The sequence below is a fragment of the Geomonas diazotrophica genome, from assembly GCF_019063885.1.
GTDB classification, from domain to species: domain Bacteria; phylum Desulfobacterota; class Desulfuromonadia; order Geobacterales; family Geobacteraceae; genus Geomonas; species Geomonas diazotrophica.
In genome coordinates this window covers 3036387-3059135 of the sequence record NZ_CP077684.1, presented here as the reverse complement: position 1 = coordinate 3059135, position 22749 = coordinate 3036387, and the positions used below count along the sequence as shown (strand labels likewise).

General features: G+C 63.7%; 21 protein-coding genes. All 21 read left to right on the top strand.

Features of this window, described 5'->3' with window-relative positions; all coding sequences use genetic code 11:
* The first annotated feature begins 299 nt into the window (after positions 1 to 299).
* The 21 genes from xseA to KP003_RS13215 all read left to right on the top strand — a co-directional run bounded on the left by xseA (position 300) and on the right by KP003_RS13215 (position 22743).
* Positions 300 to 1676 carry an exodeoxyribonuclease VII large subunit gene (gene xseA, locus KP003_RS13315; RefSeq protein WP_216499555.1) on the top strand — a complete coding sequence of 459 codons (1377 nt, stop codon included), beginning with the start codon at positions 300 to 302 and terminating at the stop codon, positions 1674 to 1676.
* A gap of 79 nt (positions 1677 to 1755) precedes the next feature.
* Positions 1756 to 1983: an exodeoxyribonuclease VII small subunit gene (locus tag KP003_RS13310; protein WP_216499477.1), complete on the top strand. Its 228-nt coding sequence runs from the start codon at positions 1756 to 1758 to the stop codon at positions 1981 to 1983.
* A 101-nt stretch (positions 1984 to 2084) separates the two neighbouring features.
* Positions 2085 to 2969, top strand: coding sequence for a polyprenyl synthetase family protein (locus KP003_RS13305; protein WP_216499476.1), 885 nt, complete (start codon positions 2085 to 2087; stop codon positions 2967 to 2969).
* Positions 2970 to 4907, top strand: a complete 1938-nt coding sequence (dxs, locus tag KP003_RS13300) for a 1-deoxy-D-xylulose-5-phosphate synthase (protein ID WP_217299673.1) — start codon at positions 2970 to 2972, stop codon at positions 4905 to 4907.
* Positions 4900 to 6132 (top strand): peptidase MA family metallohydrolase, encoded by a 1233-nt coding sequence (locus tag KP003_RS13295; protein ID WP_217299672.1) that lies wholly within the window; start codon positions 4900 to 4902, stop codon positions 6130 to 6132. The genes dxs and KP003_RS13295 overlap by 8 nt, the downstream gene beginning before the upstream one ends.
* 74 nt (positions 6133 to 6206) lie before the next feature.
* Positions 6207 to 6584: a holo-[acyl-carrier-protein] synthase gene (locus KP003_RS13290; protein ID WP_216499473.1), complete on the top strand. Its 378-nt coding sequence runs from the start codon at positions 6207 to 6209 to the stop codon at positions 6582 to 6584.
* On the top strand, positions 6585 to 8159 hold the full coding sequence (locus KP003_RS13285; RefSeq protein ID WP_216499472.1) for an NAD(P)H-hydrate dehydratase: 1575 nt from the start codon (positions 6585 to 6587) through the stop codon (positions 8157 to 8159).
* A 2-nt stretch (positions 8160 to 8161) separates the two neighbouring features.
* Positions 8162 to 8611, top strand: a complete 450-nt coding sequence (locus tag KP003_RS13280) for a CBS domain-containing protein (RefSeq protein WP_216499471.1) — start codon at positions 8162 to 8164, stop codon at positions 8609 to 8611.
* A gap of 8 nt (positions 8612 to 8619) precedes the next feature.
* The gene (gene tsaE, locus KP003_RS13275) at positions 8620 to 9093 is read left to right on the top strand and encodes a tRNA (adenosine(37)-N6)-threonylcarbamoyltransferase complex ATPase subunit type 1 TsaE (RefSeq protein ID WP_217299671.1); all 474 of its coding nucleotides are present in this window, start codon (positions 8620 to 8622) and stop codon (positions 9091 to 9093) included.
* Between the two features lie 264 nt (positions 9094 to 9357).
* The gene (locus tag KP003_RS13270) at positions 9358 to 10575 is read left to right on the top strand and encodes an aspartate kinase (RefSeq protein WP_216499469.1); all 1218 of its coding nucleotides are present in this window, start codon (positions 9358 to 9360) and stop codon (positions 10573 to 10575) included.
* A 175-nt stretch (positions 10576 to 10750) separates the two neighbouring features.
* The gene (gene cimA, locus KP003_RS13265) at positions 10751 to 12337 is read left to right on the top strand and encodes a citramalate synthase (RefSeq protein ID WP_217299670.1); all 1587 of its coding nucleotides are present in this window, start codon (positions 10751 to 10753) and stop codon (positions 12335 to 12337) included.
* On the top strand, positions 12334 to 12891 hold the full coding sequence (locus tag KP003_RS13260; protein WP_217299669.1) for a ComEA family DNA-binding protein: 558 nt from the start codon (positions 12334 to 12336) through the stop codon (positions 12889 to 12891). Before cimA ends, KP003_RS13260 begins: the two co-directional genes overlap by 4 nt.
* Positions 12892 to 13044: 153 nt before the next feature.
* Positions 13045 to 13200 (top strand): hypothetical protein, encoded by a 156-nt coding sequence (locus KP003_RS13255; RefSeq protein ID WP_012529698.1) that lies wholly within the window; start codon positions 13045 to 13047, stop codon positions 13198 to 13200.
* 339 nt (positions 13201 to 13539) lie between these two features.
* Positions 13540 to 13950 (top strand): RrF2 family transcriptional regulator, encoded by a 411-nt coding sequence (locus KP003_RS13250; RefSeq protein WP_216499466.1) that lies wholly within the window; start codon positions 13540 to 13542, stop codon positions 13948 to 13950.
* Positions 13951 to 14081: 131 nt separating this feature from the next.
* Positions 14082 to 15425 (top strand): cytochrome ubiquinol oxidase subunit I, encoded by a 1344-nt coding sequence (locus tag KP003_RS13245; RefSeq protein ID WP_217299668.1) that lies wholly within the window; start codon positions 14082 to 14084, stop codon positions 15423 to 15425.
* A gap of 9 nt (positions 15426 to 15434) precedes the next feature.
* Complete coding sequence (cydB, locus tag KP003_RS13240; protein ID WP_217299667.1) at positions 15435 to 16463, top strand: cytochrome d ubiquinol oxidase subunit II; 1029 nt, start codon at positions 15435 to 15437, stop codon at positions 16461 to 16463.
* A 319-nt stretch (positions 16464 to 16782) separates the two neighbouring features.
* Entirely contained in the window at positions 16783 to 18087 is a 1305-nt protein-coding gene (gene tig, locus KP003_RS13235; RefSeq protein ID WP_216499463.1) for a trigger factor, read from the top strand.
* A gap of 12 nt (positions 18088 to 18099) precedes the next feature.
* Positions 18100 to 18699, top strand: a complete 600-nt coding sequence (clpP, locus tag KP003_RS13230; protein WP_199387858.1) for an ATP-dependent Clp endopeptidase proteolytic subunit ClpP — start codon at positions 18100 to 18102, stop codon at positions 18697 to 18699.
* Positions 18696 to 19949, top strand: coding sequence for an ATP-dependent Clp protease ATP-binding subunit ClpX (gene clpX, locus KP003_RS13225; RefSeq protein ID WP_216499462.1), 1254 nt, complete (start codon positions 18696 to 18698; stop codon positions 19947 to 19949). The genes clpP and clpX overlap by 4 nt, the downstream gene beginning before the upstream one ends.
* A 9-nt stretch (positions 19950 to 19958) precedes the next feature.
* A complete protein-coding gene (gene lon / locus KP003_RS13220) occupies positions 19959 to 22379 on the top strand; it encodes an endopeptidase La (protein ID WP_216499461.1) in 2421 nt (806 codons plus the stop codon).
* An 88-nt stretch (positions 22380 to 22467) separates the two neighbouring features.
* Entirely contained in the window at positions 22468 to 22743 is a 276-nt protein-coding gene (locus KP003_RS13215) for an HU family DNA-binding protein (protein ID WP_216499460.1), read from the top strand.
* The last annotated feature ends 6 nt before the right edge of the window (positions 22744 to 22749 follow it).

Here is a 22749-nt window from a genome sequence, read left to right as displayed (position 1 = left end):
GAGGAGGCGCGCAGCGTCGTGCACCGGCTTCCCCCCTCCGGGCGGAGGGGCGTTACTGCAGGCGCGCTATCCTTTTTCACTTTGTCGTCTCACCCTGTCTCAGCAGAGTTTTTCCCCTCGCCCTCCGGGAGAGGGTGGCCGAAGGCCGGGTGAGGGCGATGGCGGCGGCACGATTTTGCCATCAGGCAGCGCCCTCACCCCTGCCCCTCTCCCGGAGGGCGAGGGGGGATGCGATGGGCAGCGCCCTCACCCCGACCCTCTCCCACGGGGAGAGGGGGATCAGCAAGCAAGGAGGGTACGTGCAACTTTTCAAGGAACGGCGGGTCCTCACGGTAAGCGCTTTGACTGCGCTGGTGCGCGGCCTGTTGGAGGAGAACTTCGACCAGGTATGGGTCGAGGGGGAGATCTCCAACCTCGCCTGCCCGCAGTCGGGGCACTGCTACTTCACCCTCAAGGACCCCGGCGCACAGATCCGCTGCGTCATGTTCCGCGGCGCCTTCCGCACCCTCAAATTCACACCGCGCGACGGGATGCGGGTGCTCGTGCGCGCCCGGATGACCCTGTTCGAGCCGCGCGGGGAGTACCAGCTCTCGGTCGACACCATGGAACCGCAGGGGATCGGCGGACTCCAGCTCGCCTTCATCCAGCTGAAGGAGCGTCTCGCCAAGGAGGGGCTCTTCTCGGAGCTCCACAAGCGCGAGATCCCGAAACTCCCCCGCAGGATCGGCGTGGTCACCTCTCCCACCGGCGCCGCCATCCGCGACATCCTCACCGTGCTCTCCCGCCGCTTCGCCAACGTGGAACTCCTGATCGCGCCGGTCCGGGTCCAGGGGGAGGGGGCGGCCCAGGAGATCGCGGCGGCCATCGCCGACCTGAACCGGGCGGGCAACGTGGATGTCATGATCGTAGGGCGCGGGGGAGGATCGCTTGAGGATCTCTGGGCCTTCAACGAGGAGGTGGTGGCGCGCGCCATTCATAAGTCCGCCGTTCCCGTCATCTCGGCGGTGGGGCACGAGATCGACTTCACCATCGCCGACTTCGTGGCGGACCTGCGGGCCGCCACGCCTTCGGCCGCGGCGGAGCTCGTGGTGCAGAGCAAGCAGGAGCTGACCGCGGCGGTGGAGGCGCTCAACCACCGGCTCCAGGTCGCGCAACTGCGCCGGCTTGAGCGCTCGCGCGCGCTGGTGACGGCCTTGAGCCGCGCCGTCACCGACCCGAGCCGCATCCTCGGTCACCTGGCGCAGCGGGTCGACTCGCTGGACGCCCGCCTGGTGCGGGAGGCGGGGCTGATCCTCGACGACGCCTCGGAGCGGATTGTCACCCTGTCGGCGCGCCTGGCACGCCAGAGCCCCGCGCTGGTGCTGAGGCAGAACGCGGAGCGGCTCTCGACGCTCACGCTGCGCCTGGACCACGCCGTCACCCGGCGCCTGGCCTGCGCCGCCGAGAGCGTCGGCCGTGCCACGGGAACCTTGAACGCGGTCTCTCCCCTGGCCACCCTGTCGCGCGGCTATAGCATCGCCCGCAAGCTCCCCGGCCGCTCCGTCATCACCTCCTTTAGGCAACTGGCCCCCGGGGACCGGCTAGAACTCTCCTTCGCCGCCGGTTCCGCCCTTTGCACCGTGGATGAGACCCGCGGGCAGAGTGAATCCTTGACGGCTCCAGAGCGATCGGTATAATAGGCGATCACTTTTTAATAATTAAACGCGACGGCGCTCCTAATCTGCCGCCGCGGCAGTAACCGGACACGAGGTTGGCATGGCCGTTGAAAAGTTCGAGACCGCACTGAAGAAGCTCGAGGACGTCGTGAAGAAGCTGGAGGGGGGGGAGCTTTCCCTGGAGGATTCCCTGAAGGCGTTCGAGGAGGGGGTGAAGCATTCCGCCTTCTGCTCCAAGAAGCTCAACGAGGCCGAGCGGCGGGTCGAACTCCTCATCAAGCAGCGCGACGGAAGTCTCTCCACCAGGCCTTTCGAAGAGGAGGAGTAACACCCGCGTCCGCGTTCGTCACGGCTGCCACGCATCTCAAAGCAGGACGCCTCCCCCCCTCCCGCAAGGGGAGGGGGATCTCGATTACAAGGGAATCTCGCATGGATCTTAAGGAATACCTGAAGCAGAAGTGCCAGCTGGTCGACCAGGCGCTGGAGCGCTACCTTCCCGATGCCAAGGAGCTCCCGGCATCCCTGCACGGCGCCATGCGCTACTCGGTTTTCGCCGGCGGCAAGCGCGTTCGCCCGGTGCTCATGCTGGCGGCCTGCGAGGCCGTGGGCGGCTCCGCGGATGCGGTCATGCCGGCGGCCTGCGCCATGGAGATGATCCACACCTACTCGCTGATCCATGACGACCTTCCCGCCATGGACAACGACGACTTCCGCAGGGGAAACCCCACCAACCATAAAGTATATGGCGAGGCGACCGCCATCCTGGCCGGCGACGCCCTGTTGACCGAGGCCTTCATCCTGCTCTCCAACGGCGCCGGGGGAGACCCCGCTGCGCGGCTCAGGGTGATCCAGGAGATCGCCGTCGCCTCCGGCTCGCGCGGCATGGTAGGCGGGCAGGTGGTCGACATGGAAAGCGAGGGGCGCCACGACGTCGACCTCGCCACGCTCTCCTACATCCACACCCACAAGACCGGCGCCCTGATCCGGGCCTCGGTCCGCTGCGGCACCATCCTGGGCGGGGCGAGCGAGGAGCAGTTCAAGTCCCTCACCCGTTACGCTGACGCCATCGGCCTCGCCTTCCAGATCGCCGACGACATCCTCGACGTCGAGGGGACCACCGAGGAGCTGGGGAAGGACGCCGGCAGCGACCAGGCCCGCGGCAAGGCGACCTACCCCGCTCTGATGGGTCTGGAGGCGTCCAAGGCGCGCGCCCAGGAGCTGGTGCAGATCGCCCTCGACGCGCTCGCCTCCTTCGACGAACGGGCGGAGCCGCTGCGCGCCATCGCCTCCTACATCGTGAAAAGGAAATCTTAAATGCCCAGTATCCTTGACGGCATCACCGACCCGAGTCAATTGAAGGCGCTCTCGCTGCGCGAGCTCGAGACGCTCGCCGAAGAGCTGCGCGCGCGCATCATCGAGACCTGTGCCGCCAACGGCGGACACGTGGCCCCGAGCCTGGGTGTCGTCGAGCTCACCATCGCGCTGCACCGGGTCTTTGATTCCCCCAAGGACAAGATCGTCTGGGACGTCGGGCACCAGGCCTACGCCCACAAGCTTTTGACCGGCAGGAAGGAGCGCTTCGGCACCCTGCGCACCCGCGGGGGGATCAGCGGCTTCCCCAAGCGGGCCGAGTCGGCCCACGACTGCTTCGACGTCGGGCACTCCTCCACCTCCATCTCCGCCGGGGTCGGCTTCGCCGTGGCGCGCGACCTGAAAAAGGGGCGCAACAAGGTGCTGGCGGTGATCGGCGACGGCGCCATGACCGGCGGCCTCGCCTTCGAGGGGCTGAACCATGCGGGTGAGCTTAACAAGGACCTGGTGGTGATCCTGAACGACAACGAGATGTCCATCTCGGAGAACGTCGGCGCCCTCTCCAACCTCCTCTCGCGCACCATCACCAGCGAGTACGTGCACCGCGCCAAGAAGGACCTGGAGGCCTTCCTGGAGGGGGTCCCCATGTTCGGGAAGTCGGTGCTGAAGATCGCCAAGCGGGCGGAGGAGTCGCTCAAAACCCTGTTCACGCCCGGGATGCTCTTCGAGGCGTTCGGCTTCGAGTACATCGGCCCCATCGACGGTCACGACATACCGAAACTTCTGGAGACGCTGGAGAACGTGAAGCGCTTCGACGACGCGGTGCTGATCCACGTGCTGACCAGGAAGGGGAAGGGGTATCCCCCCGCCGAGGCGAACCCGTCGCTGTTCCACGGCGTCGGTCCGTTCGACATCAAGACCGGGAAGGTGCACAAGGGAAAGGGGGGCGCCGCCTCCTACACCGGCGTCTTCGGCGAGACCGTGAAACGGCTGGCCCAGGAGGACGAGCGCATCGTCGCCATCACCGCCGCCATGCCCGACGGCACCGGCCTCACCCCGTTCGCCAAGGAATTCCCCGAGCGCTTCTTCGACGTGGGGATCGCGGAGCAGCACGCGATCACCTTCGCCGCCGGGCTTGCCGCCGAAGGATTCAAGCCGGTGGTCGCCCTCTACTCCTCCTTCCTGCAGCGCGGTTTCGACCAGCTCTGCCATGACGTCTGCCTGCAAGAACTCCCGGTGGTGTTCGCCATCGACCGCGCCGGCGTGGTCGGCAGCGACGGCCCCACCCACCACGGCGTCTTCGACCTCTCCTACCTGCGCGCGCTCCCCGGCCTCACGGTGATGGCCCCCAAGGACGAGAACGAGCTGCAGCACATGCTGATGACGGCCCTCTCCCTGGAAGGTCCGGCGGCGCTGCGCTACCCGCGCGGCAACGGCCTGGGGGTCCCGATGGACCAACTCCTCGCACCGCTTCCCATCGGGAAAGGGGAGCGGTTGAAGGACGGCAGGGACGGCGCCATCATCGCGGTCGGCACCATGGTCGAGCCGGCACGCGAGGCAGCGGCGGCCCTCTCCGGCGAGGGGATCGAGGTCGCCGTTATGAACGCCCGCTTCGTGAAGCCGCTCGACGCCGAGCTCATCCTGGAGCTGGCCCGGACCGGCCTCTTGATCACGGTGGAAGACAACGTGGTGCAGGGCGGCTTCGGCACCGCCATCCTGGAACTCCTCGAACAGTACGAGATGACCGGGGTCCGGGTGGTGCGCCTTGGCTATCCGGACTCTTTCGTGGAACAGGGGGAGCAGGCCGACCTGAAGGCCGCCTACGGCCTCGACGCCGCCGGTATCGCCCGTTCCGTCCGCGAGGCCTGCCAAGGGCTCCGGGCTCCCGCGCCGGCCAAGCGGTCGGAACAGCCGGCCGTCCCGGAACAGCCGCATGCCTGATCCCCGCGCGCTGCTTCTCGCCCTGCTTCTTTGCGCCGGCACCGCTCTCGCCGCCGATCCTCTCACCTATGGCACCAAAGCGCAGCAACTGATCACCAAGGGGGACTTCGTCCAGGCGCTCGAAGAGCTGAAGGCGGCGACCTCGCGATTCCCCTACGACGAGGGGTTGCGGCGCCAGCTCGCCTTCACCTACACGGAGCTCGCCAAGCGCGACCTGCAGTCGGGCCGTTTCGCACAGGCGGCGGAAAACTTCGGGCAGGCCAGCGAGCTCTTGCCCGACAGCAAGGAGCTCGTTCTCATGCGCGGCATCGCCTTGTACCTCAACAAGGATTACGCGGCGGCGCGGGACGAGCTGCTCCAGGCGGGTGAGGGGAGCGAGCCGCTCGTCTATCTCGGCAAGATCAGCTACGACACCGGCGACCTCCCCGGCGCCCTGGACCTCTGGCGCCGCGCGAAGGAGCAGGACCCCGCCAACAAGGCGCTCGCGGGCTTGATCGTGAAGGCCGAGCGCGAGCTGCCCGTGGAGTCCAGGATGGACAAGGGGTACAGCTCCATGTTCGACCTGAGCTTCGACGCCGAGCTTCCCCCGGGGCTCTCCGCGGAGGTGCTGGACGCCCTGGAGAGCGCCTACAACACGGTAGGCTCCGATCTCGGGCTGTTTCCGACCAGCCGCATCCCGGTGCTCCTCTACACCAAGAAGGATTACAGCAGCGTGACCGCCGGGCCGGACTGGTCCGGCGGGCTCTACGACGGCAAGATCCGCCTCCCGGTCGGGGGGATCACCAAGCTGACCCCGCAACTGCGCGCCATCGTCTTCCACGAGTTCACCCACGTCCTGGTGGTGGAGCTCACCCGCGGCAACGTCCCCACCTGGCTCAACGAGGGGCTGGCCGAGATCGAGGGACGCCGGGAGTACACCCCGCGCGTCCCCGAACTGCGCGGCAACCACCTGCTCTCCGTGGCCACGCTCTCCAAGGGGTTCACGGGGATGGCGGGGAGCGAGGCGGGGCTTGCCTACCAGCAGAGCTACCTGATGACCCGTTTCATGGTCGACCGCTACGGCTGGTACGCGATGCAGCAGGTCCTTAAGTATCTCGGTGAGCGGAACAGCATGGAGTCTGCGGTCGCCAAGGCTTTATCCGATTACTCGCTGGACCTGAACGCCGTGGTGCGCGAGTGGCGCGAGTCGCTGCCGGGTGCCGGCACGGGCGACTCCGTCCAGTGAGTGGTATAGTATCAGTGGGGGCGGCCTGATCTGACTGATCCGGCCGAGCTCCAGCAACAAAAGGGGAGTCTTTCTTGATTTACGGAACCGGCGTTGACATCGTGGAGATCGCTCGCTTCGAGAAGTTCCTGAAACAGGGGAACGACGCCCTGTTTCAGCGTATCTTCACCCGCGGCGAGATAGATTACTGCTCCACGAAGAAGTTTTCGGCCCAGCATTATGCCTTGCGCTTTGCCGCCAAGGAGGCCTTTTTGAAGGCGCTGGGGACTGGGCTGCGTGACGGCCTTTCCTGGCAGGACATGGAAGTGGTCAACGACTCCCTGGGGAAACCGGCGTTGAGGCTTGGCGGGCGGGCGGAAGTACTGTTCCGGGAAGCGGAGCTGTGCGCCTGTTTTCTGTCGCTGTCGCACGACGCCGGTTGCGCCGTGGCGATGGTGGTACTGGAGCGTTAGATGAAGGTCGTGAGCGGGCAGGTCATGCAGCTTATGGATCGCCGGGCCATCGGCGAGTTTGCTGTGCCGGGGGTGGAGCTCATGGAGCGCGCCGGGCGCGGCTGCGCCGACGCGATCCTGGAGGCCTTCGGGGAAGGAACCGGGCGCCGCGCGGTCATCGTGGCGGGCAAGGGGAACAACGGCGGCGACGGCTTCGTGATCGCGAGGCTTCTGTCGGAGCGTGGCTGGGAGGCGCCGGTGCTGCTTCTGGCTGCGCCGGAGGCGGTGGCGGGGGATGCGGCTGCCAACCTTGCGCGCCTGGACCCCGCGACGGTGAAGAGCGTGCCGCAGGGGCTTTCCGGGGAAGAGGTGCTGCTTGAAGGCGCCACGGTCATCGTGGACGCGCTGCTCGGCACCGGCATGAACAGCGAGGTCACCGGGGTCTACGGCGAGGCCATCGATCTCATCAACGCGGCCGGGGCACCGGTCGTTTCCGTCGACATCCCTTCCGGCGTCGACGCCGCCACCGGGAAGGTGCTGGGGCGGGCGGTGCGCGCCGACATCACGGTCACCTTCGCACTGGCCAAGCTGGGAAACGTCCTCTACCCGGGCGCCGGGCTCTGCGGGCGGCTGGTCGTGGCCGATATCGGCATGCCCGACGCGGTGGTTGCCGAGGCCGAGGGGGTGGAATTCGTCGACCTCGCCTGCGCTGCCGGGCTGTTCCGTCCCCGCTGCGCCACCGCCCACAAGGGAAGTGGCGGCCACTGCCTCATCGTCGCCGGGAGCACCGGGAAGACCGGCGCCGCGGCCATGGCGGCCAACAGCGCGCAGCGCAGCGGCGCGGGGCTCGTCACCCTCGCCGTGCCCGCCGCTCTGAACCCGATACTGGAACAGAAGACGACCGAGGCCATGACCATCCCGATGGGGCCGGACCAGGCCGGGCATCTGAAGGCCGGAGCCCTCGCCGCCCTCGTTGCCGCCGCGGCGGCCCGCGATGTGGTCGCCCTGGGACCGGGCATCGGCACCGCCCCCTCCACGGTCTACCTGGTGCATTCGCTGCTTGCCGTGCTCGCCAGGCCGCTGGTGCTGGATGCAGACGGCCTGAACGCCGTGGCGCTTAAGCCCGAACTCCTGCTGGCCAGGAAGGACCACGTCACCGTGCTCACCCCGCACCCGGGGGAGATGGCGCGCCTGGCGGGGTGCTCGGTACCGGAGGTGGAGGCCGACCGCATCGGCTGCGCCCGCGCCTTCGCCATGCAGTACGGGGTGCACCTGATCCTCAAAGGGGCACGCAGCGTCATCGCCGCGCCAGACGGAACCATCGCCATCAACGGCAGCGGCAATCCGGGTATGGCCAGCGGCGGTATGGGCGATGTCCTGACCGGGGTGGTCGCCGCCTTCCTGGGGCAGGGGTACCATCCCTTCACCGCCTGCCGGCTGGGCGCCTTCGTGCATGGCCACGCCGCCGACCTGCTGGCGGAAAGGCTCGGCACCCAGGGGATGAGCGCCACCGACGTGCAGGAGAAGCTCCCCGCGGCACTTGCCAGCCTGGCCGCGTCCCGAACCACCGCAACGAACAACCAACAGGGAGAATGACCATGATGAAAGCAAAAGAGATCATGACCACAGACGTCATCACCGTGCGCCGCGACACCACCGTCAGGGATCTCGCCAAGCTCTTCGCCGAACGCCGCATCTCCAGCGTCCCCGTCGTGGACGACGAGGGGCTCCTGATCGGCATCGTCTCGGAAAGCGACCTGATCGAGCGGGACAAGCCGCTGCACATCCCGACCGTCATCTCCATCTTCGACTGGGTCATCTACCTCGAGAGCGACAAGCGCTTCGAGAAGGAACTGCAGAAGATGACCGGCCAGACCGTCCGCGACATCTACTCAGAGGAGGTTGCCAGCGTGGGGCCGGATGCGCCGGTCTCCGAGGTGGCCGAGATCATGACCGAGAGGAAGGTCCAGGCCGTTCCCGTGGTGGAAGGGCGCCGCGTGGTCGGCATCATCGGGCGCATCGACATGGTGCGCACCATGATAGCCTAGGCGGCCCGATGTCCTGCGTGCGGACCAAGAGCCAGGAAGAGACGGTGCAACTAGGAGCGAGGCTTGGGCGCCTTTTGCGGCCGGGGGACTTCGTCGCCCTGGTGGGGGAGCTTGGGGCAGGCAAGACCCAGTTCGCCAAGGGAATCGCCCTCGGGCTGGAGGTGGACCCGGAGACCCCGGTCACGAGCCCGACCTACACCATCCTCAACATCTACGAGGGACGCATCCCGCTGTACCATTTCGACCTGTACCGGCTGGAGGGGGCGCAGGACGTTGAGGCGTTGGGGTTCGAGGAGTACTTCTCCGGAGACGGCGCCTGCGTCGTGGAGTGGGCCGAGCGCCTCGAGGATGAGCTTCCCGCCGACCTCCTCACCGTTACCCTCAACCACGCCGGGGTCGACGAGCGCTCCGTCTGTTTCGAGGCCGCCGGGCCGAGGGGGCGTTCCCTCGCCGATGCCCTTCTGGCACAGCGACCGGCATAGCGCCGGCGCCATATCAAACAGCGGGTTGCCGGCTCCCCCCGATGGCGACCCGGCAAGTACCAAACGCCCCTCTCTCTGCATGAGAAGGGGCGTTTTTTTATACTGTAAACAGGTCGGGCCGGAAAAATGAAGGAATAGGCAGTCTTGGCCGTGATTACTTAAAAAAATGTTTTGACCGTACACGCTAATGTGCTAATAAAGTGGTTCCTACCGCCCGGATCGCGGTTCGGGTGGATCAATCAGTAGAGTACAAGGAGGACTGACATGGCTTTGGTGGTCCAAAAGTACGGCGGCACCTCGATGGGGTCCGTCGAACGAATTCGCAACGTCGCCAAGAGGGTGGCAAAAACCTATGACGCCGGCAACGACATGGTGGTGGTTGTCTCCGCCATGGCAGGCGAAACCAACAAGCTGGTCGCGCTTGCCAACGAGGTGTGCGAGTTCCCGGACAACCGTGAATACGACGTGCTTGTTGCGGCTGGGGAGCAGGTCTCCATCGCACTGCTGGCCATGTGCCTGAAAGCCATGGGGTACAAGGCGAAGTCCTACCTCGGGTTCCAGGTTCCCATCCTCACCGATACCTCCTACAGCAAGGCCAGGATCGAGAGCATCGACGACAAGAAGATGCGTGCCGACCTGAAGGAAGGGACCATCCTGATCGTTGCCGGTTTCCAGGGCGTCGACGAGTTCGGCAGCGTCACCACCTTGGGGCGCGGCGGCTCCGACACCTCGGCGGTCGCCCTCGCCGCGGCGCTTAAGGCAGACGTCTGCGAGATCTTTACCGACGTGGACGGCGTCTACACCACCGACCCCAACATCTGCAAGGACGCCAAGAAGATCGAGCGCATCTCCTACGAGGAGATGCTGGAGTTGGCCAGCCTCGGAGCCAAGGTGCTGCAGATTCGCTCCGTGGAGTTCGCCAGCAAGTACAACGTGGACGTCCACGTCCGCTCGAGTTTCAACGAAAATCTCGGAACCATGGTTACCAAGGAGGATAAAGAAATGGAAGCAGTGCTCGTCTCGGGTATCGCCTACGCCAAGGATGAAGTGAAAATCGCCGTCATGCAGGTGCCGGACAAGCCCGGGATCGCAGCCCAGATCCTGTCGCCGCTTTCCGACGCCAACATCTCCGTCGACATGATCGTCCAGAACGTGAGCGAAGCCGGTTCCACCGACTTCACCTTCACCGTGCCGCAGGCCGACTTCAAGAAGGCGCTCTCCATCACCAAGGAGACCGCCGAGGCGATCCACGCCAAGGAAGTCCTCTCCGACGAGAACGTCACCAAGGTCTCCATCGTCGGTCTCGGGATGAGGAGCCACGCCGGCGTGGCGACCACCATGTTCCAGGCCCTCGCCAAGGAGGGTATCAACATCCAGATGATCTCCACCTCCGAGATCAAGATCTCCGTCGTGGTCGATGCCAAGTACACCGAGCTCGCCGTCCGCGTGCTGCACGACGCCTTCGGGCTGGCCGGGAAATAAGGGACACGTTCTAAGTTCTACGTTCTATGTCCTACGTTGAAACCTTTGGGGGTTGCGTGGGGCGTGGAACGTGGAACGGAGCGACTGGCGGTTGACTGCAGGCAGTTCTGGTTAGCTTTTGCAGTTAACGTAGAACCTAGAACATAGAACGTAGAACAGCCTTTAAGGTGGTGATATGAGCCTGGTCAAACTTTACGATACGACGCTTAGGGACGGAACGCAGGCGGAGGACATCTCTTTCCTGGTCGAGGACAAGATCCGCATCGCGCACAAGCTGGACGAGTGCGGCATTCACTACATCGAGGGGGGATGGCCCGGCTCCAACCCCAAGGACGTCGCCTTCTTCAAGGATATCAAGAAGGAGCCGCTCTCCCAGGCGAAGATCGCCGCCTTCGGCTCCACCCGCCGCGCCAAGATCACCCCGGACAAGGACCAGAACCTGCGTACCCTGGTCGACTCCAAGGCCGACGCCGCCACCATCTTCGGCAAGAGCTGGGACTTCCAGGTGCACGAGGCGCTCAGGATCCCGCTCGAAGAGAACCTCGAGATGATCTTCGACTCGCTGGAATTCCTCAAGAAGAACATGCCCGAGGTGTTCTACGACGCCGAGCACTTCTTCGACGGCTACAAGTCCAACCCCGAGTATGCTATCAAGACGCTGCAGGCCGCCCAGCAGGCCGGTGCCGACTGCATCATCCTATGCGACACCAACGGCGGGTCCATGCCCTACGAGATCGCCGCGATCGTGGACGAGGTGAAGAAATCGATCACTACCCCGCTCGGCATCCACGCCCACAACGACGGTGAGTGCGCCGTGGCCAACTCCATCATCTCGGTGCAGCAGGGGATCGTGCACGTACAGGGGACCATCAACGGCTTCGGCGAGCGCTGCGGCAACGCGAACCTCTGCTCCATCATCCCGGCCCTCAAGGCGAAGATGAAGCGCGACTGCATCTCGGACGCGCAGATGCGGACGCTGAGGGAACTCTCCCGCTACGTCTACGAGCTTGCGAACCTCGCTCCCAACAAGCACCAGCCTTACGTCGGCAACTCCGCCTTCGCCCACAAGGGGGGGGTGCACGTCTCTGCGATCCAGCGCCACCCGGAGACCTACGAGCACATGAGGCCGGAACTGGTGGGCAACACCACCCGCGTGCTGGTCTCCGACCTTTCCGGGCGGGCCAACATCCTGGCCAAGGCGACCGAGTTCAACATCAACCTGGACAGCAAGGACCCGGTCACCCTCGAGATCCTGGAAGACATCAAGTCGATGGAGAACCGCGGCTACCAGTTCGAGGGGGCGGAGGCTTCCTTCGAGCTCCTCATGAAGCGCGCTCTGGGCACGCACCGCAAGTTCTTCTCGGTGATTGGCTTCCGCGTCATCGACGAGAAACGCACCGAGGACGATCAGCCCATCTCCGAGGCGACCATCAAGGTCAAGGTGGGGGGGAAGATCGAACACACCGCGTCCGAGGGGCACGGCCCGGTAAACGCCCTGGACAACGCCCTCAGAAAGGCGCTGGAGAAGTTCTACCCGAAGCTCAAGGACGTCAAGCTGCACGACTACAAGGTCCGCGTGCTCCCGGCGGGGCAGGGGACCGCTTCCTCCATCCGCGTTCTCATCGAAAGCGGCGACAAGGAAGCACGCTGGGGCACCGTCGGGGTCTCCAGCAACGTCATCGAGGCCTCCTACCAGGCCCTGGTCGACGCCATCGAGTTCAAGCTGCACAAGGATGAGGAGACGGCGGCACCCAAGAAATGATCCCCAGGAGCCGGCGACTCGCCCTCTGGTGTCTCGCCCTGCTCCTCACCCTCTCGCTGTACATGAAAGGCCGCACTCCCGCTGAAAAAGGCGGGGGGGCGGCCTTTTCCAATTTCACGGGGCGGGGGATCACCGTGCGGGTGACCGGAAAGGTGCGCTATCCCGGCGTTTACCGCCTGCCGGAGGGGGCCGTGGCCGGCGCCGCCATTAAAATGACGCTCCCTGGCGTGGGGGGCACGTCGAGTGTCAGGGGACCCGACACTCGACGACTGGCCAGCGGCGACGTGGTCTGCGTGACCGAGGATGCTAACGGCAACGCATTGATTTCTATCACTAAGATGACTGCCAAGGAGCGGATGCTCCTGAAGATACCGCTGCATCCCGACCTGCTCGATGAGGCCGAGTGGAGCCTCCTCCCAGGCATCGGAGCCGCACTTTCCCGACGCATCGTTGCTGACCGTCAGGAAAATGGCGCTTTTGGATCGGTGGAGGGACTGCTGCGGGTGCCGGGCATCGGCGAGGGGAAACTTGCCGTGATTCGAAAATTTTTCTAATGGTCGCTAAGGGGGCTTTTTTGCGAAGGTTGCTTCGAAAAGGAGCGTGTGTGAGATTACAACTTCCTCATGTTGTCCCCGTTGGCATGTTCGGTGAATTATACGATCCCACATGAAGTTCTTTAATCAACTTTTTGTTGGGAGGTACGGCTTATGAAATGCCCTAAATGCAAAGGCAGGATGTTTGCGGAAAAATATTACGACTTCGTGAGATCGTTCGACGCCTGGAAATGCACCTGCTGCGGCGAGGTGCTCGATCCCACCATCCTCGCCAACAGAGCAAGGAACTTCAACAGCCTCCTGGGTTGATCCAAATCACAGACCGATTCGAAGGGGGGGGCGTCTCCGGCCCCCCCCTTTTATGTCCCGTGCTTACCCATTCCTTGTACTGCCCGCCCGTCCTGCGCACGCCCAGCGGTCTGCCCAAGCGGTCTGCCCAAGCGGTCTGCCCTGCGGTCTGCCCAGCGGTCTGCCCAGCGGTCTGCCCAGCGGTCTGCCCAGCGGTCTGCCCAGCGGTCTGCCCAGCGGTCTGACTCGAACCTCGAACTGCCACCGCCTCTACAGAAAGTTGTGGATATCAGATTTTGTCTTGACACCATCCGGGGGGTCGGTTATAAAGGGGATCAAATTGGTCCTAAAGGTGTTTTTATGATGGAACTGACCCGCAAGGGCGAATACGCAATCCGTGGCATCATCTACCTGGCCCAGCAACCACCGGGACGTGTTTCGCTTATCAGCGAGATCGCCGCTGCTGCCGAGGTGCCGCAGACCTTCCTGGCCAAGATCTTCCAAAGCTTCGCCAAGCTGGGCCTGGTCACCTCCTCCCGCGGTACCGGCGGGGGCTTCGTCCTGGCGCGCCCTGCGTCCGCCATCACCTTGCGTGAGGTGGTCGAGGCTGTAGAGGGACCGATTCTCCCCAACCGCTGCCTTCTGGGCAGCGCCTGCGACAGGGGAGGCCCCTGCCGCGTGCACGCTGTCTGGAAACAGGTACAGACCGAGGTGGTCCATATCCTCGACGGCGTCACTATCGACACACTGGCCCGCAACCAGGATTCCTGAGCCAGCAAAAAAAATTTGCCCATAATTAAGATAAAGAAGGTCCTGTTAGTCTTTTGTGACCGCTAATATCAAGTACCGTCGAGAAGGGCCCGGGAGGGCCAACTGTTCAATTCTATTCAAGGAGCGAAACAATGGATGTACTAACCCTGAGCAGGCTGCAGTTTGCCATCACCAGCATGTTCCACTTCATCTTCGTCCCGCTGACCCTGGGGCTGTCGGTCCTGGTGGCCATGATGGAGACCCGCTACGTGCTGAGCGGCAACGAGATGTACAAGAGGATGGCGAAGTTCTGGGGCAAGCTGTTCCTGATCAACTTCGCCCTCGGCGTGGTGACCGGTATCACCATGGAGTTCCAGTTCGGCATGAACTGGGCCGAGTACTCGCGCTACGTCGGCGACATCTTCGGAGCGCCTCTTGCCATCGAGGCAACCGTGGCCTTCTTCATGGAGTCCGTGTTCATCGGGGTCTGGGCCTTTGGCTGGGACAAGGTCAGCAAACGGTTCCACGCCGTCTCCATCTGGCTGGTGGCGCTGGCGACCAACCTCTCGGGGCTTTGGATTCTGTTGGCCAACGGCTGGATGCAGCACCCTGTGGGGTACGTGCTTCGCAACGGGCGCGCCGAGATGGTGGACTTCATGGCGCTGGTCACTAACCCCTTCGGGCTCCTGAAATTCGGGCACCAGATCGTCTCCGGCTACACGGTGGCCGGCTTCTTCGTGATGGGGATCTCCGCCTACCACCTGCTCAAGGCGCGTAACCGCGAATTCTTCAGGGCCTCCTTCGGCATGGCCGCCGTCTTCGCGCTGGTTGCCTCCATCATGGTCGGCGTCATCGGCGACTTCCATGCAGCCGACGTGGCGAAGACCCAGCCCGCCAAGTTCGCCGCCATGGAGGCGGTCTGGAACTCCTGCAACAACGCTCCCATGCACCTGATCGCCTTCCCCGACGAGAAAAACGAGTGCAACCTGGTTTCCGCGCTCCCGGTACCCGGCCTTTTAAGCTTCCTTGCTTTCCACGACACCAACGCCCAGATCCGCGGCATCACCTCCTTCCCGAAGGACGAGCGTCCGCCGGTGCTCCCGGTCTTTTTGAGCTTCCGCCTGATGGTCGGGCTGGGCACCCTGTTCATCATCCTCTCGGCGGCCGGCCTCTTTCTCTCCAAAAACGGCCTGCTTGAGAAGTACCCCCTGTTCCTGAAGCTGCTGGTACTCTGCATTCCGCTCCCCTACATCGCCAACCAACTTGGCTGGCTGGTCTCCGAAGTGGGCCGCCAGCCCTGGATCGTCTACGGCATCATGAAGACCTCGGACGCCGTCTCCAAATCCCTGGAACTGTCCCAGGTAATCGGTTCGCTGCTCGGCTTCACGCTTCTCTACGGCCTGCTGGGCTTCGTGGACATCTACCTGTTGGCCAAATTTGCCCGCAAAGGGCCTGAAGAAACTCACGTCGGCGCTACCAACGCCTTCAGAAACTAGGGGGGGACAATGGATCTGCATATCGTATGGTTTGTACTTTGGGGTGTTCTCTGGGCGGTCTATTTCATGCTGGACGGTTTCGTCCTCGGGGCGGGGATGCTGCACCGCGTGCTGGGCCAAAACGACCTCGACCGGCGCGTTGTCATCAACAGCTTCGGCCCGGTCTGGGACGGTAACGAGGTCTGGCTGATCACCGCCGGGGGCGCCACGTTCGCCGCCTTCCCGACCACCTACGCCCTCATGTTCAGCTACCTGTACACGCCGCTTCTCCTCCTTCTCTTCGCGCTGATCGTGCGCGGGGTCTCCTTCGAGTTCCGCAGCAAGGAGGAGGGGGCCACCTGGCGCGGCTGCTGGGACTGGGCCATCGTGATCTCGAGCTTTGTGCCGGCGCTTCTCTTCGGCGTCGCCTTCGGCAACATCTTCTCCGGTCTCCCCATGGACCAGGCGGGGTACCACGGCTCACTCGTCGCCCTGTTGAACCCTTACGGCATCGTGAGCGGCCTGCTCTTCGTGATGCTCTTCCTGGAGCACGGAGCCCTCTACGTGGCGGTGAAGAGTACCGGCGACCTGAGCCGGCGCGCCGAATCCCTGGCCCGCACCCTGTGGATCCCGCTCCTCGTGGTGGCTGTGGTCTTCCTGGGCTACACGAACTTCGCGACCAAGCTCTACGACAACTACCTGAAGGCTCCGGTATTCCTGGTGGTGCCGCTTCTGGCCGTGGCGGCCCTGGTCGGTGTGCGCACGCTTTTGGGCATGGGCAACACCCTCGCCGCCTTTGCCTCCTCCTGCGTCACCATCCTGGGCGTGGTGGGGACCGGCGTGATCGGGCTGTTTCCCAACCTGATCCCCTCGAGCATGGACTCCCTGTACAGCCTCACCATCTACAACAGCTCCTCCTCGGAGTACACCCTGCAGATCATGACCGGGGTCGCCTTCACCTTCGTGCCGGTCGTGATCCTGTACAAGATCTGGGTGTACCGGCTCTTCAGGGGGAGGGTTACCGCCGAGGCGGTGGCCGCCGACCACGAGGCGTACTAGTCTGCCCTTGCCTGCCGCCGCCCCCCACCCGGGGGGCGGCTTTTTCGTTTCCGGGCGCCGCCGCCGACCGGCCGCCGCGGCCGTAAGCGATTAAAGCGAAACCAATTCTATATTGACAAGTTCCCTTCCTCTTTGCTACTTTACCCTCTTGTCGCGCGCCCTAAGCGAACAGCGCCGGTGCCATAGCCCTTCCCGGGAGGCAGCTTTTACTAGCGGATGCCCCGACAGACCCGTCACCACAACCCCCGCCCAGACAATCATGCACGAGGCATTACGGCAGAGAGCCTGCCATATAAAGTGAACAAAGAGAGGACTTTCCATGCAGATTAGTGTTGAATCGGTCAACAGCATCAAGAAGAAGTTGAACTTCGAAATTCCGGCAGACAAAGTTTCCGCTGAAGTTGACAAGGCCTATGCCGAAATAAGGAAGCATGCCGCCATCAAAGGGTTCCGCAAGGGCAAGGTCCCGATGAGCCTGATCGAGAAGCACTACGGCGAGAAGATGGCCGAGGATGTGACCAAGAGCCTCGTTAACGATACCTACTTCAAGGCCGTCACCGAGCAGGGCCTCAACCCGGTATCCTACCCGATGATCGAAAGCGAGCTGCTCAAGAAGGGGGAGCCGTTCAAGTACTCGGCGACCATCGAAGTCTTCCCCGAAGTCGAACTGAAGGAATACCTCGGTCTCGAGGTGACCAAGGAACAGCTGGTGCTCGACCCTGCAGCGGTCGACGCCCGCCTCAAGGAGATGCAGGAGCGCATGGCGCAGCTCGCGCCGGCTCCGGAAGGGCATGCCGCGGCACTGGGCGATTTCGTCACCTTCGACTTCAAGGGCTCCATCGACGGCGTTCCGTTCGAGGGGGGTGCCGCCGAGGACTTCCAGCTCGAACTCGGCTCCGGTCGCTTCATCCCGGGCTTCGAGGACCAGATGGTCGGCATGACCGTGGGGACCAGCGGCACCATCAAGGTGACCTTCCCTGAGAACTACGGTTCCGCGGAGCTGGCCGGCAAGCCCGCCGACTTCGAGATCACCGTCAAGGAGATCAAGATCAAGGAGCTCCCCGAGCTGAACGACGAGTTCGCCAAGGAGTTCGGCGAGGAGTTCGAGACCCTCGACCTGCTGAAGGCGAAACTGGCCGAGATCAACCAGGCCCAGGAAGAGTCCCGCATCAACAACGACCTGCGCGCGAACGTCTTCAAGGCGCTGATCGAGAAGAACCCGGTCGAGGTCCCCGAGGCCCTGGTCGACCGCCAGGTCACCATGATGCTGGAGAACACCAAGCAGCGTCTCGCCTCCCAGCGGATGTCCCTTGAGATGATGGGGATGACCGACGACAGCTACAAGGCCCAGTTCCGCGACGTGGCCCGCGACCAGGTAAAAGGGTCCGTGATCGTGGACGCCGTGGCCGAGAAGGAATCCATCGAGGTGACCGAGGAGGAGTTCCAGGGGCAGATCGCCCAGATCTCCGGCCAGACCGGTCAGCCGCTGGAGAAGGTGGCGCAGCTGTACAAGACCAACGAGCGCGCCAAGGACAGCCTGATGGCCCAGATGCGGGAAGACAAGGCGGTGCAGTTCATCATCGATCGCGCCAAGGTGACCGAGGTTCCCAAGGCGGAAAGCTAAATAGGAGATTCCATGCTGGTACCGATAGTAGTGGAGCAGACTGGCAGGGGCGAGAGGTCGTACGACATCTACTCGCGCCTTCTGAAGGACAGGATCATCTTCCTGGGGGGTGGCATCGACGACAACGTCGCCAACCTGGTGATCGCGCAGCTCCTCTTCCTGGAGGCCGAGGATCCCGACAAGGATATCCATCTCTACATCAACTCTCCCGGCGGTGTGGTCACCGCCGGGATGGCGATCTACGACACCATGCGCTACATCAAGGCCCCGGTGTCGACCATCTGCATCGGGCAGGCGGCCTCCATGGGCGCCTTCCTGCTGTCGGGCGGGGAGAAGGGAAAGCGCTTTTCCCTCGCCAACTCGCGCATCATGATCCACCAGCCGCTGGGAGGGTTCCAGGGGCAGGCGACGGATATCCATATCCACGCCAAGGAGATCCTGCGCATGAAGGACCAGCTGAACGAACTTTTGGCCGAGCACACCGGTCAGAATGTCGAGAAAGTGGCTGCCGATACTGAGCGCGACTATTTTATGTCGGGCGAAGAGGCGAAGACATATGGTATTATAGATGCCATTGTGACTAGAAACGTCGTCACCGGAGGTGCCAATTGAGCAGAAGAGATGACCGTTCCGATACGCTGATCTGTTCCTTTTGCGGGAAGAGCCAGGAAGAGGTGAAGAAGCTTATTGCGGGGCCTACGGTCTACATCTGCGACGAGTGCATCGAACTTTGCAACGACATCATCGCGGAGGAGTCCAAACTCGAGGACACCTCCGGACCGGACGTCCGCAAGCTCCCCAAGCCGCAAGAGATCAAGGAGGTCCTTGACGAGTACGTCATCGGGCAGTCCCGCGCCAAGAAGGTCCTGGCCGTTGCGGTGTACAACCACTACAAGCGCGTCGAGGCGCCCGCCAAGCCCGGCGACGTCGAGATGCAGAAGAGCAACATCCTGCTACTCGGCCCCACCGGCTCGGGGAAGACGCTCCTGGCCCAGACCCTGGCCCGCATCCTCAAGGTTCCCTTCGCCATGGCGGACGCCACCAACCTCACCGAGGCGGGCTACGTCGGCGAGGACGTCGAGAACATCATCCTGACCCTGCTGCAGGCGGCCGACTACGACGTGGAGAAGGCGCAAAAGGGTATCATCTACATCGACGAGATCGACAAGATCGCCAGGAAGTCCGATTCCCCCTCCATCACCCGGGACGTTTCCGGTGAAGGGGTGCAGCAGGCCCTTCTGAAGATCATCGAGGGGACCATCGCGAGCGTTCCTCCCAAGGGGGGGCGCAAGCACCCGCAGCAGGAGTTCCTGAAGGTCGACACCACCAACATCCTCTTCATCTGCGGCGGTGCCTTCCCGGGGCTGGACAACATCATCCAGCAGAGGATCGGGGTGAAGACCCTGGGCTTCGGCGCCGACGTCAAGAAGAAGGTGGAGAAGAGGGCCGGGGAGCTCCTGGCCGGCGTCACCCCCGAAGACCTCTTGAAGTTCGGCTTCATCCCCGAGTTCGTCGGGCGTCTCCCCATGCTGGCCTCGCTTTCCGAGCTGGACGAGGAGGCCATGGTGCAGATCCTCAAGGAACCCAAGAACGCGCTGATCAAGCAGTACCAGAAGCTGTTCGAGATGGAGCACGTGAAGCTCAAGTTCACCGACGGCTCCCTGATCGCCATCGCCCGCGAGGCGCTGAAGAGAAAGACCGGCGCCCGCGGCCTGCGCTCCATCCTGGAAAACGCGATGCTCGACATCATGTACGAGATCCCGTCCCAGAGCATGGTCAAAGAAGTGGTGATCAGCGAAGAGGTGATCTACAGCAAGGAAAAACCGATCATCGTCTACGAGAACGTGGCCGAAAGCGCCTAACAGGGACATATGACTGAAGAAACCAGCAGCAGACGCAAAAAGAGAGGGAATCCGGAAAGGTTCCCTCTCTTTCCTTTACGGGACATAGTGATCTTCCCGCACATGGTGATACCTCTGTTCGTGGGGCGCGAGAAGTCGGTGCTCGCCCTGGAGGCCGCCATGGCCCAGAACGACAAGCTGATCCTGCTCGCCACCCAGAAAAACGCCAAGACCGAGGATCCCGAGCCTGCCGACATCTACACGGTCGGTACGCTCTGCCAGGTGATCCAGCTCCTCAAGCTCCCTGACGGCACGGTCAAGGTGCTGGTGGAGGGGAAAAGGCGCGGCTCCATCGTCGCCTTCAGCGACCGGACCGATTACTTCGAGGTCGAGGTGGAGACCCTCGCCGAGAAGAGCTCCAACGTGACCGAGGTAGAGGCCCTGAAGCGCGGCGTGCTCGCCTCCTTCGAGAGCTACGTCGAGCTGAACAGCTCGGTGCCGGCCGAGATCCTGCAGTCGGTGCAGGTGATCGCCGATGCCTCCCGCATGGCCGACACCATCGCTCCGCACCTGAACCTGAAGGTGGCCCAGAAGCAGGAGCTTCTGGCGGCGGTGCAGCCGGCCCGGCGCATGGAGCGCCTGCTGTCGCTGATGGGGGCCGAGATCGAGATCCTGCAGATCGAGAAGAAGATCCACGCCCGGGTCAAGAAGCAGATGGAGAAGACCCAGAAGGATTACTACCTGAACGAGCAGATCCGCGCCATACAGAAGGAACTGGGGGGCAAGGACGAGTTCAAGCAGGAGCTGAGGAACCTGGAGGCGAAGGCCGCCAAGCTGCCGCTGTCGGCCGAGGCCAAGCAGAAGGTCCAGGGCGAGATCAAGAAGCTGAAGTTTATGTCACCCATGTCCGCCGAGGCGGCTGTGGTGAGAAACTACGTGGACTGGCTCCTGGCGCTCCCCTGGGGCGCCTACGCCGAGGAAAACCGCGACATCCGGCAGGCGCGCGCCCGCCTGGACGGCGACCACTACGGCCTTGAGAAGGTGAAGCAGAGGATCCTGGAGTTCCTGGCGGTGAATGCCCTCGTGCCGGGCATGAAGGGGCCCATCCTCTGCCTGGTCGGCCCTCCCGGCGTCGGCAAGACCTCGCTGGCGCGCTCGGTGGCCAAGGCGACCGGACGCGACTTCGTGAAGATCTCGCTGGGGGGGGTGCGCGATGAGGCCGAGATTCGCGGGCACAGGCGCACCTACGTCGGTGCCATGCCGGGACGCATCATCCAGTCGCTCAAGAAGTGCGGCTCGTCCAACCCCGTATTCCTTTTGGACGAGATCGACAAGATGAGTTCCGATTTCCGTGGGGATCCCGCCTCTGCGCTCCTCGAGGTGCTCGACCCGGAGCAGAACGCCTGCTTCAACGACCATTTTCTCGACCTCGACTACGACCTCTCCAAGGTCATGTTCATCACCACGGCCAACTCCAGCCACTCCATCCCGCGGCCGCTTCTGGACCGCATGGAGGTGGTGCGGCTGGACGGCTACACCGAGCACGAGAAGCTCGCCATCGCCCGCGAGTACCTGATCCCGAAACAGGCCGAGGCCAACGGCTTGGCCGGCAAGGGGGTCACCTTCACCGACCAGTCCCTCCTGGAACTGGTGCGCCGTTACACCCGCGAGGCGGGGGTGAGGAACCTGGAGCGCGAGATCGGCTCGGTCTGCCGCAAGATCGCCTTCGCACTGGCCGAAGGGGGGAAGCTGCGCCGTACCGTGCAGCCCAAGCAGATCGCCGGCTACCTCGGGCCTCCCCGCTACAAGTACGGGGAGATCGCGCAGGAGGACGCCATCGGCCTCGTGACCGGCCTGGCCTGGACCGAGGTGGGGGGGGAACTCCTCAATATCGAGGTGGTCTCGCTGCCGGGCAAGGGTAAGCTCACCGTGACCGGCAAGCTGGGCGAGGTGATGCAAGAGTCGGCCCAGGCCGCCATGACCTATGTCCGCTCGCGCGGGGAGCTCCTGGGGTTCGCCAAGGACTTCTACCAGCACCTCGACATCCACATCCACGTCCCGGAAGGGGCGATCCCGAAGGACGGCCCCTCGGCCGGTATCGCCATGGCCTGCGCGCTCACCTCTGCGCTCACCAGGAGGCCGGTGCGGCGCGACATCGCCATGACCGGCGAGGTCACCCTGCGCGGCACCGTGCTCCCCATAGGGGGGCTGAAGGAGAAGCTCCTCGCAGCGGGGCGGGGCGGTATCCGCACCGTGCTGATACCGAAGGAGAACGAAAAGGACCTGGCCGAGGTTCCCAAGGAGATCCTGGCCGGGCTCACCGTGCACCCGGTTGCCCACATGGACGAAGTGCTCGGCCACGCACTGCTGGCCCCGGTCGGCATCCCTGCCGCCGCTCTCTACGCCGATGCGGCGCAAAAAGGAACCGAGGCGTCGGTGGTTCCGCACTAGAAAAAAAATTAGAAAAAAGGTTGACACCCCGAACGATGCTCTGGTATATAGTGTCTTCACTTTTGCGATGCATACCTAGGAGGAGCTAATGAACAAGGCAGAATTGGTAAGCGCCATTGCCGAAGAAGCACAGTTGACGAAGGTTGATGCTGACAAGGCTCTCACTGGGATTCTTGATGCACTCACCAACTGCCTCGCCGCCGGCGACAAGCTCACCCTGGTCGGCTTCGGCACCTTCAGCGTCGCCGAGCGCGCCGCCCGCACCGGTCAGAACCCGCAGACCGGTAAGAAGATCGAGATCGCGGCTTCCACCGCTCCGAAATTCAAGCCGGGCAACACCCTGAAGGAACTGATCAACGCTTAACAAGGT